Genomic DNA, 14,365 nt, shown 5'->3' on the forward strand with positions numbered 1-14,365 from the left:
GTCTAGGTTTCCGCCATCATCACAAGCCGTGCCAATTCGGGCAGCGATCGCACCTGCATTCGCTTCATCAATGCCGCCCGATGGTTTTCCACCGTACGCTGGCTAATGCCCAGATCGGCAGCGATATTCTTGCTGAGATGCCCGCTCAGAACGCGCATCATCACCTCGCGTTGGCGCGCAGTCAGCCCGGCCACGAGTGCCGCCGCCCCGTCATGGACCGCATCGGCCAGGCGCATATCATGGGCTTGACCCAGCGCGCGTGCGATGCTGGCCATGAGCGCCTCGCCCGCCACAGGCTTTTCGATGAAATCGCAAGCCCCCATCCGCATGGCTTCGACTGCCTGCCCGATGCCCCCGCTGCCGGTTATCAGGATCAGCGGCACGCCATCCCCCCGCGACCTTAGCATCCCCAGCAAATCAACCCCGCTGATACCGGGCAGATGTAGATCAGCCAGAATGCAGCTTTCACCAGTCGGCTGATACGCTGCCAGAAACGCCTCCCCACTGGCATAAGCAGCCACCCGATGGCCAGCCGCGCCCAGCACTTCACAGAGGCCAGACAGAATACGCGCGTCATCATCAATCACCCAGACCAGCTGGCCCGATTGTGGAACGTCTAATTTGGCCGAAGCCAGCTCAGGCGGAACGACCCGGTGACTCTCCACACTTGCCTTCGCGTCCATTTTTCCAATAGCGCGCAACAGTTGGTCGGCATTGACCGGTTTACTTAACTGCACACAATCAGCCTGCGCGATGCGGGCCAATGTCTGGGTGGAAATATCGCCCGAGAGGATGATCGCGGGCAATTCCCCCCCAAGCTGGGTACGCAGGCTTGCCAACAGGTCCAGGCCGTTGGCGCCATTAGGTAGATTATAATCGGTCAGCAGCACATCGGGCCGGAACCTGCCATCGGCCACTTCGCCAAGCGCAAGTTGCGCATCTCCTGCGCCACGCACCTCATAACCCTGCCCGCGTAGCATTTGTTCGAGCAAGTCGAGCACATCCGGCTCGTCCTCCACCACAAGAACACGGCGGGGCTGCGCTGCGCTTGCAACACTGGCAACCAGCACGGGTCTGGCCATTTCAGGCGCAAGATCAACCTCACCGCCGCATGGCAAGGTGATCGTGAACACCGAGCCCTTGTCCGGTATCGAACGCACGCTCACCGTAAGCCCAAGCAGTTGCCCGAGCCTTTGCACGATCGAAAGACCCAACCCCAGACCGCGACTGCCATCCTCTGGCGCATTGCCGATCTGGTGGAACTCCTCGAAGATGGTGTGCAACAGGTCGGCGGCAATGCCGATCCCGCTGTCCAACACTTCGACCAGCAGCATGTTTCCGCGCCGCCGACACCCGAGCAATACGCGACCCTTGCGGGTGTATTTGATGGCATTGCCAAGCAGGTTGCGGATCATCTGCTCCAGCAGATGCGGATCGGTATGCACCAGCGCCGAGCAGTGTACGACATGCAACTTCAGCCCGCTAGCCTGAGCCAGAGCGGTAAATTCCTCGCGGAGCCGTTCGAGCATGTCACCAATCACGAAAACCTGAGGATGCGCCTCGACAACACCTGCCTCGATCTGGTTGATATCGAGCAACGTGTCGAGCATGTCCGACATTGAGCGCAACGTCTGTCCGAGCCGGGTGAGCAGGCCCTGCGCCCGCTCGCCCGTGACCACCTGCCCCAGCAAGGTCTTGAGCAGAGTCAGCGATTGTAAAGGCTGGCGCAGATCATGGCTCGCCGCCGCCAGAAATCGGGACTTGGCCATATTGGCCAGTTCGGCCTCGAGTTTGGCGGCTTCCAGCGCACTGGCCGTGGCCTTGCGCTCGGTGATGTCGGCGAAGGTGATGACCACGCCTTCGACACGGGCGTCGCGCGCGCGATAGGGGAAGATGCGGCGCACAAACCACGCGCCCTGCCGCGAGCATACTTCGCGCTCAATAGAAACCTCGTCGGCCACCACCCTTTGCGCATCGTCGAGCAATTCGGCATCGGGCACCAATGCGCGCAAATCTTCCAGCGGCCGCCCGATATCGCTCGGAATGACCGAGAACAACGTCTTGATCGCTGGAGTAAAGAAACGGATCTTGAGCGCCTTGTCGAGAAACAGCGTGCCGATATCGGTGGAATAGAGCACATTCTGAAGATCGTCCGAAGTCAGACGCTGACGATCGAGGGTTTCCTGCAACTGGCTGTTGAGTGCAGTCAGTTCCTCGTTGAGCGATTGCAATTCCTCCTTGGAAGTCAGCAATTCCTCGTTGGTCGATTGGAATTCCTCGTTGACCGACAAGGCCTCCTCGTTGATCGCCTTCTGCTCCTGATAGGCCACCTCTTGCGCCGCCAGAGCGACCTGCAAATCGGCCTGCGCGGCAGCCAGATCGCTCTCCAGTTCAGCGATGCGGGACTGGGCCTGACTGGTGTCGGCGACAGTAGGCTGATCGCCATCTGCTGCCTGCGCGCCGCGATCCTTGTCCTCCAGGAAGGCGACCAGCCAAAGATCCTCATCCCGCCCCCCCAGGAAGCGGACCTCGAAACGGAAGGCGATAGGCCCGAGCGGGGTTTCCAGAACTGTCAAGCCGCCTTGCACCTGCGGCTGCTCGGCATTGGCCTGTTTGAGCGCCAGCCTTAGCTTGCCGCGTAGCGCAGGCGGCGCCATCGCCAGCAGATCGGTGCTGGCATAGCCGGTGACCAGCCGGAGATAGCGTTCCGCGCTGCCGGTAAGATAGAGGCATTGCCCTGCGCGGTTCACCAGCACAGCTGCGGGCGCCAGCCCATCCAGCATCGCACGGGCACAAATGTCAGCAAGGCTGGTCTGCCGCGCGGGCGTGGCAGTGCTGTCCGGCACGGCGAGGCGCGGCAGGTTCTCGCCAAAGCTGAAAGGAAAACCCGCCTCTCCCGGTCGGCTGGGCACAGCATGGCGATAGATACGCTCGGCCTTGGCGACCAGATCGAAGCGCCCGCCTTCCTTGCCGATCGTTTCGGACGAGCCAAGCAGCAGAATGCCACCCTCGCGCAGGGCAAAATGAAATAGTGAGGTGACGCGTGCCTGCGCCGCCGTGTCGAGATAGATCAGCAAATTGCGGCAAGACACCATATCCATCCGCGAAAAGGGCGGATCGCTCAACACATCCTGCACCGAGAACACCACCTGCGCGCGCAAATGCGCGCTGACGCGATAGCCGAACTCGTCCTTGCTGAAATAGCGCGAGAGCAGAGCGGGCGGAATGCAGCCGATGCTGGCCAGTGGGTAGAGCCCCTCCCGCGCGAAGGCGATGGCTTCGGGATCGACATCGGAAGCGAAAATTTGCAACTTTGCCGCACTGCCAGCCGCCGCCAACGCCTCGCTGGCCAGCATGGCCAACGTATAAGCCTCCTCGCCGCTGCTGCATCCCGCGACCCATATCCGCAGCGGACGCCCTGCCGGCAGGCGCTTGACCAGATCAGGCAGGATCTCGCTCGCCACGCGATCAAACACCTGCGGATCACGAAAAAAGGCCGTAACATTGATCATCATGTCGCGCGCCAGAAGCTCGCGCTCAACCGGTTCCTTTTCCAGTAGCGCCCGATAGGCAGCATAATCGCCGCGCGGCACCGCCAGCATGGCCATGCGCCTTTCGATGCGCCGTCCGATCGTGCCTGCCTTATAGCCGTGGAAATCATGGGCGGTCGTGGTGCCAAGATAAGTGACAATCGCCGCGATACCATCGGCGGGCGGTGATGCCTTGGCGCTCTCGGGCGCCGCATGAACGATCTGTGCGGCAATCGCCGCCAATGCAGCCGGCATGGCCGCCAGCGCCAGAACCTGATCGACATGCCCTGTGGCAACCGCGCTACGGGCCATGCCATCATATTCGGCCTCTTCGGGCTGCTGGGCAATCACATGTCCATTCGCCGCCTTGAGCGCGGCCAGACCATGGCTGCCATCCTCGCCGGTTCCCGACAGGACCACCGCAATCGTGCGCGCGCCATAGCCCTGCGCCAGCGAGGCAAGCAGCGTATCAAAGGGCAAGCGTGCACCATAACGCGCGCGCGGCGTGGACAGGTGCAGGACGCCGATTCGCAAGGTGATGTCGCGGCCCGGCGGAATGATCGTCAGCGTGTCGGGAAGGAGCGGCGCCCCCTCGACAGCCTCTACCACCGGCATTTTGGTGTGCTTGGCCACCAGTTCGACCATCATACTCTTGTGGCTGGGTTCCAGATGCTGGACGATGATAAAAGCAAGCCCCGTCTTGCCCGGCATCGCATCAAACAAGCGCGACACCGCCTCCAGCCCACCCGCCGAAGCGCCGATGGCAACGATGGGCGGGGGAACCGACAGGGGTTGGTTATGCGTATCGGTCATAAACCGTGTCTAACACATTGCGGACGGTAGCCTTGCACACATAATCCTGCTTGCGTCATCGCCACAGCCCCCACCTGACCATAGCTCTTGCGGGCAAGGCCGCCGCCCCGCAAGCATCGGAAACTACTTAGACGGGAACCCGCTATTGCCGCGTAGATTCCGATGGTTTCACGCGAACATTCACCTTCTATCCTCAGGCTTCACACCATCATCAGCTCAGGGCATGCCCATGAACGGAATTCTATCGGCCGGAATGCCCTCGCCCCTGCGCCCACACCCCCAGACACCGCGATTTCCCAATGTCGGCTCTATGCAGCCCTTGCCGCCGCAACTTGGCCAGAAGGCGGGCGGGCTCAAGGTTGTCTTGATCGGCAATGCCCTGCCGCGCCGCTGCGGCATTGCCACGTTTACCACCGATCTTGAACGCGCCCTGCACGCCACGCCTGACGTCCGCGAAAGTGCAATTGTTGCGATCACAGACCATGGTCAGGATTACCTCTATCCGGCCAAAGTGTGCAGAACTTTGCACCAGAACCAGCGTGAAGACTATCGCGCGGCAGCCGACTATATCAACGCCCAAGGCTTCGATGTGGCCTGCATCCAGCACGAATTCGGGATTTTCGGTGGCGAAGCTGGCGGATACATCCTCGATCTGGCCGAGCGCCTGACCATCCCACTGGTCGTCACGCTACACACCGTGCTCGATCACCCAACTCCTATTCAGCGCCTCGTCATGGCCCGCCTGCTGGCGCTCTGCGCTGGTGTGGTGGTGATGGCTCGCAAGGCGCGCGCGATCCTGATAGGCATCTATGGCGTCGATCCAGCAGATATCCGTGTGATCCCGCATGGCATACCTGATGTGGCATGGTCTTCACCCGCAAGTGCCAAAGCGCGGCTGGGTTTTGGCAGCCGTTCGGTGATCCTTACCTTTGGCCTGATCGGACCCGGCAAGGGTATTGAGACGATGATCGAGGCCATGCCCGCCATCCTAGTCCAAATCCCCGATGCAGTCTATGTGGTGATGGGTGCCACCCATCCGCAACTGTTGGCCAACGGATGTGACCACTACCGCGAGACGCTGATGGCGCGGGTTCAGGCCCTCGGAATCGCTGACCACGTGGTCTTTCTCAATCGCTTCTTCGATTCCGGCGAACTGCTTGATCACATCGGCATGTGCGATGTCTATGTCACGCCCTATCTTGTCGAGGCCCAGATGACCTCTGGAACACTGGCCATCTCGCACGGGCTTGGCCGTCCGGTGGTGTCAACGCCCTATTGGCATGCTGCCGAACTGCTGGCCGACGGCTCGGGCCGTCTGGTGCCCTTTGGCAACAGCGCCGCTCTGGGCGCCTGTGTGGCCGAACTGCTGGCTGACGACGAAGCTCGCCTGCAACTGGCCCAGCACGCCTATGCCGCCAGCCGCCCCGCGATCTGGGCGCATGTCGCGCAGCACTACGCACGGCTTTTCGCCCGTACGCGCACCAATGCTGCTGCCGCGCGACACCGGCACTCCGGTTAGCTCCCCCCTCCCCGACCCGAGCGGCTCCTTGGCGCGCGGCTATCATGTCGACGAGCAGGTATTGGGCTTTTCCAATCAGGGCGACCGCATCCGCTTCTGGGGATCGCGCGGAGCCTTTTGGGGTGCCCTGTGGGGACTGTTTTTCGGCGGCGTGTTTATCTCCGTGCCGATCACCGGCCCGATCTTCGTGCCCGGCTATATGGCCAACACCCTTGTCGCCACGATGGAAAGCGCGCTGCTGCTTAGCGCGGTCAGCGCAGTGGGCGCGGCGCTTTATGGCTTGGGCATCCCCAAAGATAGCGTGCTGGCCTATGTGACAGCGCTGGCCTGCCATGCAGGAGGCGAACGCGGCCCAGCCAGAGCCGCCCCGCCCGCCTAACCCTGCGCAAGCACCACGAGATTGTTATCCACTTGCGCCACACCAGCCCCTGCCCATGCCGTGAGGCCCGCCTTCCACTTGTCGGCAGGCGTGTCCACCGTGCCGGTCAGAGTCACTGTATTGGCACTGACCGCTACCTCGATGCTGGAAGGATCGAACCACCCGCGATGCAGGGCCGTGGAAATGTCGTGGCTAATGTTGGCACCATTGGGCCTTTTACGGATGGTGACAAGATTGGAAATGCCAGCAACCCCGCGCAGGCCAGTCAGCATACGTTCGGCGGCCATGCGCTGGTAATGCCAGCCCAATTCGCCGGTCAGCGTGATCCAGCCCTGCTCGACCTTGATCTGCAAGGCATTGGTGGGAATGGAAGCTTCCCAAGCGAGCCGCTCGATCGCGGCATGGGCGATCGCCTCATCGCTTCGCTCCGTCTCGACAGGCATATGCACCTCGATGGCCTCGGCAATTCCAAGTACCCCGCGCACGCGCCGCGCCGCCCGCTCTGCCGCACTTTTCTCGCCATAGGTGCTGACATGGCCCGACAGTGATACGACGCCCTTTTCTACTGCAACGCCAATATGCGCGGCGTTGATCGAGGGTTCCCATGCAAACTCGGCCAGCACGGATTCCTGCAATTGACGGTCTGTGGGCTTGATAGTGGCAATGGTCATGGTGGCTCCAGGCCGCGTGGCGGCGTTTTTTTGGGGGAGGGTTGCCGGATCACGCGCCGCCGAAGTTTAGCGGGGGGAAGCAAGGTCGGCGTAGCGCGATCCGGCCCGCCGTATCTACCGCTTGGCTGCGGGTCAGGCATGCCTCGGAAACTACGCAGGCGGGCCGGGATTGTTTTGGCATCCCTCACCTGCAACCCGGCGCGCGCTCTTCATATAGGAAAACCGAGGATGTCTTTTCGGCAAGCATCCCCGGCCGAGAAGCCAAGGTGCACCCGCTTACCCAATGGAGCCCACCATGTCCCAGGCCATAAACCTGCCCTGCCCACAGGCCGGCCCACATCTGGTCTGCGTACCGGCGGGGGTTCCGGGACAATGCCACGGGCCTGTCTCGACCTTTAGCCACGTTACACTGTCGCGCTTCAACATGTCGACGAACGAGAGCCACGTGAAATCGGGATCGAATATGATCCCCAACGATTTGCTGGGAAAAGTCTGGCGACACCAAACCAGCGGCGAGGTGCAAGGCTCAAGGTGCTGGGAGGTTATCAGGTTTCCCACGCCAGGCCTGTGTGTTGATTGGTGTCGATCCCAAAACAGTCCAGCGCGAACGCCCGCCGGACCACGGAGCCATCCAAGAGGGTGCCCCATAGCGTCGCCGGTTCGGCTATTGGCGCGTGGACGTCATGCTGAAGCATGAAGACACTATCGTAAACCACAATTATATCTGGCTAACCCACTACAATACAGCACGTTTCATCCGAATATTTATGATAAAATAATTCCGATTTTTCATTAAAAAAATCATGTTTTATTTTGCAATATCAATTCGCTCTTCGATCGACCGGATAAAGCGATCTCCCAAATGGTCTGTAGAAACAAAATCCTGCTCGTGCTCTCCGAGGTTATGGGATTGACCAAAACGCGCTTTCAAACGGACCATTATCTCCGAATTGTCACCTGCGAGATGTTCGATAAGGGCTTGTAGAATACGCTCATGAGCGAGGACTCTGCGCTCCAGCACGGTGATCTCGCTTGGTTGCGATCCCACATCTTGGCGCTCAGCGCCCATGTTGCGTTCCTCTGCCAAATCCGAGTCAGTAGGACATTCCCGCCGCTCATTAGCTGAAGATATGAATGCGGAAAATGTTGGCGTATTGCCGTTGGAACCGCTCATAATTCACCTCAATAATTATCTTATTTCTATAAATATTAATGAACTTTATTCAACAGCCAACACTTGGCCCATTGGCAATTTCAAGACATTCCGAGACATGAGAGAAGGAAGCTCTGCCCGCTTGTGTGCGAAGGGCTTCGACAATCGACACACATTCGCCCGAAGTTCGATATCCTCCACAATCCACCACCGCCACGCCCGCGCCGTCAATGAATCGCCAATGCCAGTCGCCTCCGCTCAGCAGGGTCGATGTCAGCATCACTTGTTCCGCCCGATAGATTTCAAAGCTGCAGCGTTGATCGACGGAGCGGTGAGCCGAGGTCGCGACACATGACAACAAACGCCGACGGACGGGAGGCTGCGAATACGATGAGTTGGCCATACTATCCTCTCAGATGATATTATTGGATGTCACGCACCGCTTCAGTCGAAAACGGCTCTGCTGGGACGGGATGAGGCGTTGTCGTACCATCGCCTTTCGCGAGGCTTCGAGCGAGCAATCGCCCAAACAATGCCGCCTCCCGCCTTAGCCACCACGGGCTTGATTGAGCGGCCTGAACCCGTCGTGTACGTTTGGCGGACCAGAAAAAGCTGGTCACATATGAAAAATATCGACACGCCTGATGGTCTTCAGCTTGGACTTACCGCCTGAAACAACCGCTCAATTTAAGAATGCCGCCTGTTCGTCATAAAACACAAATGGTGATATTTTGAAACGATCCTAACACCTGTGTTTTTCGGAAATTGTGATAATGGTAAATATAGCTCCAAGATTTACACGTACCAGCCTCGGAAACTACTCAGGCCATTAAACGGCTAGGGGTCGTGTCCCACGAGGTGGTGTAGGAACCGTCGATCCACGGTAGGATCAGGTTCAGGTCAGGCAACCAGAGCTGGCAGGCTGAGATTGGGATTATGGCTCACCGCGTCGATTGTTTCCAGCGTCATGTAGCGGCGTGACACTGCACACTCATCATTCTGCTCTGGCATCAGCGCGCCGACGAGGCGCATGACTGCGGCGTCATTCGGGAAGATGCCGATCACGTCCGCCCTTCGCTTGATCTCTTTGTTGACCCTTTCCAGCGGGTTGGTGGGCGCGATCTGTGCCCAGTGGTCCTTCGGGAACGCCATGTAAGCGAGCACATCCTCGCGCGATGCGTCCATCATGCCGGCTAGCTTCGGGAACTTCTCGCGTAGGGCATCGGCGACCTGCTCCCACTGCTGATGTGCCGCTTCGGTCATCTACTGCGCGAAGATCGTCTTGATCATGGCAATCACGGCGGGCCGCTGTTTGGGCGTGGCATGGGCCAATGTATTGCGCATCCAGTGCACCCGGCAGCGTTGCTGGCTCGCGGCGAAGACCTTGCTGGCGGGCGGCGCGCAGCCCCTTGTGCTCGTCGGCGATGACCAGCTTTACCCCCCGCGCAGGCCGCGATCTGCCAGCGATCGCAGGAAGGCTTTCCAGAACGGCTCCGCCTCTGATGGGCCGGTGGCAACGCCCAGCACCTCGCGACGGCCATCGGTGTTGACGCCGACGGCGACTATCGCCGCACTCGACACGATCCGTCCGCCCTCGCGTACCTTGAGGTAGGTCGCGTCGATCCACAAGTATGGCCACTCACCCTCGATAGGCCGAGCAAGGAAGGCGTTCACGCGCTCGTCGATCTCGGCAACCAGGCGGCTCACCTGGACGCGATCAGTTTGCAGGCTTATCGTCAAGGTCAGCGGCGGCATCGGCTGCCGTCAACTGAACCTTGCCCGGCGCGTGATGGGCCGGGGCATAGATGGCATAGATTTTCATGGGCGCATCGCCAATATTGGTGATGTTATGCCAAAATCCCGCTGGCACCATGGCGCACCAGCCATCGGCAATGTCCTGCGCAAGCGTCAAAAGGTCTTTGCCAGCTCCCATCCGTAACAAGCCATTGCCCGATTCCAACCGAAGGAACTGATCGGTTTCAGGATGCATTTCGAGGCCTATGTCCGCGTCCACCGGAATCGACATCAGCGTTACTTGCAAATGCTGTCCACTCCAGACAACCGTGCGATAGGCTTGGTTTTCCAGCGCGGCGCGTTCAATGTCGAAAACGCTAGGTCGGGGGCCGATATCGGTAAGAGTCACGATGGCATGGGTCATGTCGAGCTGTCCTTGTTGAGGCGAACGGGCGGGATGGTGAAGGCCATCAGCGCCACCTTCATTGTCCCATCGTGACAAGGCGTTTTCTCGCGGCGCGGCAGGAATGCTCGGCGGGCGTGAAGTGCGGGTCATTCTGGATGGTCCTGTGCCGGCGTGAAAGAAGCGGGGTTGGGCAGGCGGGCGAGGGTGACACCCCCCGTCTGCCCGTCCATCATCAGTAACCTGCCCCCGGACCGTAGGTGATCTCCACCCGGCGGTTCTGCAATTCGCGCACCCCATCCGCGGTGGCCACGCGCTGGTTGGCCTCGCCAAAGGCGTGGGCGGAGATCACGCCTGTGCCGATGCCATGTCCGTTGAGATAGCTTTGCACCGCCTGATCACGCCGCTCGGCAAGGCCCAGATTGTAGCGCGCCGTGCCCGAACTGTCGGTGTAGCCAGCCAGCATAATCCGCATGCTGCCACAAGACCCATAGGCCTGGATCGCGCTGTCAAGGATGCTGGCAGCTTCACCGCTGATATCCGAACGGTTCCAGTCGAAGAACAGGATGAAAGGCCCGGTGTTGCACACGGCCTGAACCAGCGGGGGTGGAGGCGGGGGCGAAGGAGGAGGTGGTGGCGGGGGCGGGGGCGGTGCAGCCTCCTGCATCGGCTCAGCGGCGGGGCGGCCGAAGTTGAAAGTCAACGTGGCCAGCAGCGAGTGACTGCGCAGCGAGGCATGGCGTGTGCCGCCGCCCGAATAGTTGAAATCCTCAGCACCATCGGGGCGGAAATAGCGGTACTTCACACCCAGATCGATCGTGCGGCTGATGGGCACGGTAACGCCCGCCAGAGCCTGCCATGCCAGCCCTTGCGAATGCCCCTCGATCAAGCCCGCCCCTTGCAGGCCATCGCTGACAAAAGTGCGCGCATAACCCACACCACCACCGGCATAGGCCTTCAACCCGCCCCAATGGCCCAACCCGAACAGGCCATTGGCCATCACGGCACGGCTGTTGGTGTTGCCAGAAAGCCCATTGGATTGGTCAAACGTGCCATTGGGCAGCGGAGTGCCCAATGGGCGCGAGGCGCTCTTCAGCTTGGATTCGTGATAAAAGGCCTCAACCTCGGCGCGGAAATGGCCAAAATCATAGCCCAGCGCGCCGCCGGCTTCCCAGCCGGTCTTGAACCTGTCGGAATGCTCATAGCCATTGCCGCTGCGCAAATCGGCGCGCTCATTGCGCACCGCGCCGCCTTCAAAGGTGATGTAGGGGCCCGTGTTCTGGGCCTGCGCCACGCCGCTCAGGGCGCTCGACGCGAGCAGCGCGCCGATGATCAGTGTCTTCATGGAAGGTTCCATTCTGTCGGGAGAGACTTATTTGGGATGGATGTGCGAGATCTTGGTCCCTTGCAGCGTCAGGTCGGCCATCAGCCCCTTGCCGTTGAAGGGGAAAGCATAGACATCATGGTCGATCATCGACGTATCGACCGCAGCGCCCGCACTCTTGTTGATAACCACAACGCTGGGGCCGGTGCCCGCAGCAAAGCCGCTGCTGCTTTCGACATTGGCCAGCGCCTTGTCATTCATCAGGAACAGCACATAGCTGAAATCCTGACCGCCGATTTGCAAGCCCCATGATCCACCCGAAAGGTTGTAATACCCCCGCGTGCGGCCATGATCGAGCAAGACGCCATTGCCGGTTTGCGCGCCAAAGATGAAGCCACCCTTCAAGATCGAGGGGAAGACCAGAATGGCCCGTGCGCGTTTGGCCAGCATATGCGCGCGTGGGTCTTGCGCCTCCAGCAGGCGTAGGGTCTGTTTGCCCTGCGCGGTAATCTGGGCAGCGGTGCGGGCCTGCGCCGGGACGGCGGGGATGGAGGCAAAGGCCACCACGGCCACAGCGGCGGCGATGGGAGAAGGCAGACGGATCATGGCTTGGGATCTTCTTGAAATAGAGGGGAAACGCCGCGCCTCAGCGCTGGCTGGTGGTCACCACAGTGGTAGTCTTGTGCTGGTAGGCCGGGGCATGATGGGCGGGCGCATGGCGGGCCTTGTGGGCGCGCTTGCGGGCCGGGCCGGGCTGGATCGCCCGGCTGGGTTCGGTACGGGTTTCCTGCTGGGTCACAATGGTGGTGGTTTGCGGCAAAGCGGCCATCGGCGGGTTCGCCTGTGCAGCCCGGCTGCGCGCCTCGGCGGCGGCGGCCTCTTGCACGGCGGCATCGGCGCGCAGGTTGGCCGCATTGCCCATGGCCTCGGCCGAATTGGCGCGCTGGTTGGCGCTGGCGGCTGATTGCTGGGCGTTGATGGTGGCCTCTTGTGAATCAAGGCGGCGGGTCTGCTCGGCCTGCGTGCGGCGGCTGTCGCTACTTACCAAGGCACGGTCGGCCAGTTCACCGGCGCGCATGGCGGCGGCGCGCGCTTCCTTCTTGTGGTGATTGTTCAACAGGTCCTGCGCCTCCAGCAAGGCGGCGCGGGCCTGTTCCTGCAATTCTGGGGCAAGGCGACTGGTGCCCACCTTGTCACCAGCGGCGATCTTGCCACGCGCCATGGCGATGGCGGCTTCGGCATTGGACTGATCACCTGCTGCGGCCAGAGGAGACAGGGCGCTGGCACAAAGCAGGGCGGCAAGGCTCAGTTTGCGGATCAGGCTGAAAGGAAGGGTCATGGATATTCTCCGGTTCATGGCCGTCATGCAGGCGGTCATGGGCACAGCCGCGCAAAAGGGCGTTGCCGTTGAACATTCCAACTAGGCGCATCTCAGTATCGGCGGGAGCCTCGGAATATACCCAGCCTCATTAGCGCCAGCGCTGACGGCACAAAGGTAGATTCCGAGGCTCCCGCGCGCGCGCGGCAAGACACATTGAGTTGGGCGACTGGTGCATCCTTGCACCCAGCCTGATGGCACAATCGCCAATCGGCAAGGAGCCTCCAATGAAAGAACCCGGCACAATATGTCACAAGGCTAGGCTGGCAACGCCCATGATCGGCGCTAGCATGCCGCACAGCGGCACGGCACCGGCAACATTGCCACCATCCGATCAGATGTTCATGGATCAGTTAGCCCCTGCCTTGCCGATGCTGCGCAACTTTGCGCGTCGCCTGTGTGGCCAGCAAGCGATGGCTGAGGATCTTACCCAGGAAGCCGTGATGCGGGGCTGGGCCGCCCGCCGCAATCTGGCCCCCAACAGCGATCTGCGTGCGTGGCTCTTCGTGATATTGCGCAATTGCTTTTACACGACCCTGCGCCGCGAACGCCGAACCGCCGGCTGGGATCCTGAGTTGGCCGAACATACGCTAATAACCCCGCCCCACCAAGACCATACAACGATGGTGAATGATGTGGCCAAGGCAATGGATCGCCTGCCCGCCGCCCAGCGCCATGCGCTGATGCTGGTGGGGGTGGAAGGGCTGAGCTATGAAGAGGCGGCAAGGCGATGCGACTGCGCACTGGGCACGATGAAGAGCCGGTTGGCACGTGGGCGCCGTGCCCTTGCCCTAGCGGTGGACGGTCCCGATGACGATGTGCTTTTCGCCCGCCGCGCCAGATCCGAAGGGTCAGTCCAAAGCCGACAGACCGCCCAGGCCGCTTGTCCGCTTTGACCTCGCCTTCAACGGCCGCTGTTCAGGATGATCGAGGCAATCACGCCGGTTGCCACGGCCACCAGTACATACTGGTTGTCGCGACGACGCCACTCATAGCCATGCGGCGGGCGGCGCAGGTGGCGCTGGCGGTAATCAATGCGCTCGGCACCGTTCCAGTCGTTGTAGCCGATGCGCTCACCCCGGCGCCAGACATGGCCCTGACCGCGATCAGGGCCCCAATTGGGATGGCGCATCGCGCGCTGTTCCGCTGGGCGTTGCTCGTTGCCCCAGTCATGGCGCCGGTCGTTGGATTGACTCCCGTACCAGTCGCCATGCTGGTCACGTTCGCCGTCTCGGTCTTCGTGGGTTTGCCCTTGCCGTTCCTGCCGGGCATCGGCGGGCTGACCGCCAAGAACAGCAAGCACGAGCAGCCCGATGGTGATTGATTTCATGATACACCTCCTTTGAGGTTCTTTGGTCCGGCACTCCCGGCCGGTCAGGTTTTCACGCATAGTCCATGTCGAGGCAGGGTCAGGTCCGCCAGCGCCGCATGAAAACGCCAGCGGGCCTGAAGGCCATCTTC

General features: G+C 61.1%; 11 protein-coding genes and 1 pseudogene. 3 read left to right on the top strand and 9 right to left on the bottom strand.

The window, feature by feature from the left end; all coding sequences use genetic code 11:
* Positions 1–2: 2 nt before the first annotated feature.
* A complete protein-coding gene (locus PQ467_RS00205) occupies positions 3–4,343 on the bottom strand; it encodes a chemotaxis protein CheB (protein ID WP_274174574.1) in 4,341 nt (1,446 codons plus the stop codon).
* 229 nt (positions 4,344–4,572) lie between these two features.
* On the opposite strand from PQ467_RS00205, the gene PQ467_RS00210 reads away from it, so the two are divergent.
* Together PQ467_RS00210 and PQ467_RS00215 are read left to right on the top strand one after the other, a co-directional pair.
* Entirely contained in the window at positions 4,573–5,862 is a 1,290-nt protein-coding gene (locus tag PQ467_RS00210; protein WP_274174575.1) for a glycosyltransferase family 4 protein, read from the top strand.
* A gap of 28 nt (positions 5,863–5,890) precedes the next feature.
* Positions 5,891–6,241 (top strand): hypothetical protein, encoded by a 351-nt coding sequence (locus PQ467_RS00215; RefSeq protein ID WP_274174576.1) that lies wholly within the window; start codon positions 5,891–5,893, stop codon positions 6,239–6,241.
* Here PQ467_RS00215 and PQ467_RS00220 read toward each other — a convergent pair.
* The 7 genes and pseudogenes from PQ467_RS00220 to PQ467_RS00250 all read right to left on the bottom strand — a co-directional run bounded on the left by PQ467_RS00220 (position 6,238) and on the right by PQ467_RS00250 (position 12,865).
* Entirely contained in the window at positions 6,238–6,912 is a 675-nt protein-coding gene (locus PQ467_RS00220) for a BON domain-containing protein (RefSeq protein WP_274174577.1), read from the bottom strand. The genes PQ467_RS00215 and PQ467_RS00220 overlap by 4 nt on opposite strands.
* 808 nt (positions 6,913–7,720) lie before the next feature.
* Positions 7,721–8,086: a hypothetical protein gene (locus tag PQ467_RS00225; RefSeq protein ID WP_274174578.1), complete on the bottom strand. Its 366-nt coding sequence runs from the start codon at positions 8,084–8,086 to the stop codon at positions 7,721–7,723.
* 879 nt (positions 8,087–8,965) lie between these two features.
* A pseudogene (locus tag PQ467_RS00230) lies at positions 8,966–9,820 on the bottom strand (IS256 family transposase).
* On the bottom strand, positions 9,783–10,223 hold the full coding sequence (locus PQ467_RS00235; RefSeq protein WP_274174579.1) for a cupin domain-containing protein: 441 nt from the start codon (positions 10,221–10,223) through the stop codon (positions 9,783–9,785). The pseudogene PQ467_RS00230 and the gene PQ467_RS00235 overlap by 38 nt, the downstream one beginning before the upstream one ends.
* Before the next feature lie 214 nt (positions 10,224–10,437).
* Positions 10,438–11,547, bottom strand: coding sequence for an OmpA family protein (locus tag PQ467_RS00240; RefSeq protein WP_274174580.1), 1,110 nt, complete (start codon positions 11,545–11,547; stop codon positions 10,438–10,440).
* A 27-nt stretch (positions 11,548–11,574) separates the two neighbouring features.
* Positions 11,575–12,132 (bottom strand): lipid-binding SYLF domain-containing protein, encoded by a 558-nt coding sequence (locus tag PQ467_RS00245; RefSeq protein WP_274174581.1) that lies wholly within the window; start codon positions 12,130–12,132, stop codon positions 11,575–11,577.
* A gap of 40 nt (positions 12,133–12,172) precedes the next feature.
* Positions 12,173–12,865, bottom strand: coding sequence for a hypothetical protein (locus PQ467_RS00250; protein WP_274174582.1), 693 nt, complete (start codon positions 12,863–12,865; stop codon positions 12,173–12,175).
* A gap of 314 nt (positions 12,866–13,179) precedes the next feature.
* Here PQ467_RS00250 and PQ467_RS00255 point away from each other — a divergent pair, with 314 nt between their 5' ends.
* Complete coding sequence (locus tag PQ467_RS00255; RefSeq protein WP_274174583.1) at positions 13,180–13,800, top strand: sigma-70 family RNA polymerase sigma factor; 621 nt, start codon at positions 13,180–13,182, stop codon at positions 13,798–13,800.
* An 8-nt stretch (positions 13,801–13,808) separates the two neighbouring features.
* On the opposite strand, the gene PQ467_RS00260 is transcribed toward PQ467_RS00255, so the two are convergent.
* Entirely contained in the window at positions 13,809–14,234 is a 426-nt protein-coding gene (locus PQ467_RS00260; RefSeq protein WP_274174584.1) for an RcnB family protein, read from the bottom strand.
* Between the last annotated feature and the right edge of the window lie 131 nt (positions 14,235–14,365).

Origin of the sequence: Novosphingobium sp. KACC 22771 (assembly GCF_028736195.1) — a bacterium.
Lineage (GTDB): Bacteria > Pseudomonadota > Alphaproteobacteria > Sphingomonadales > Sphingomonadaceae > Novosphingobium.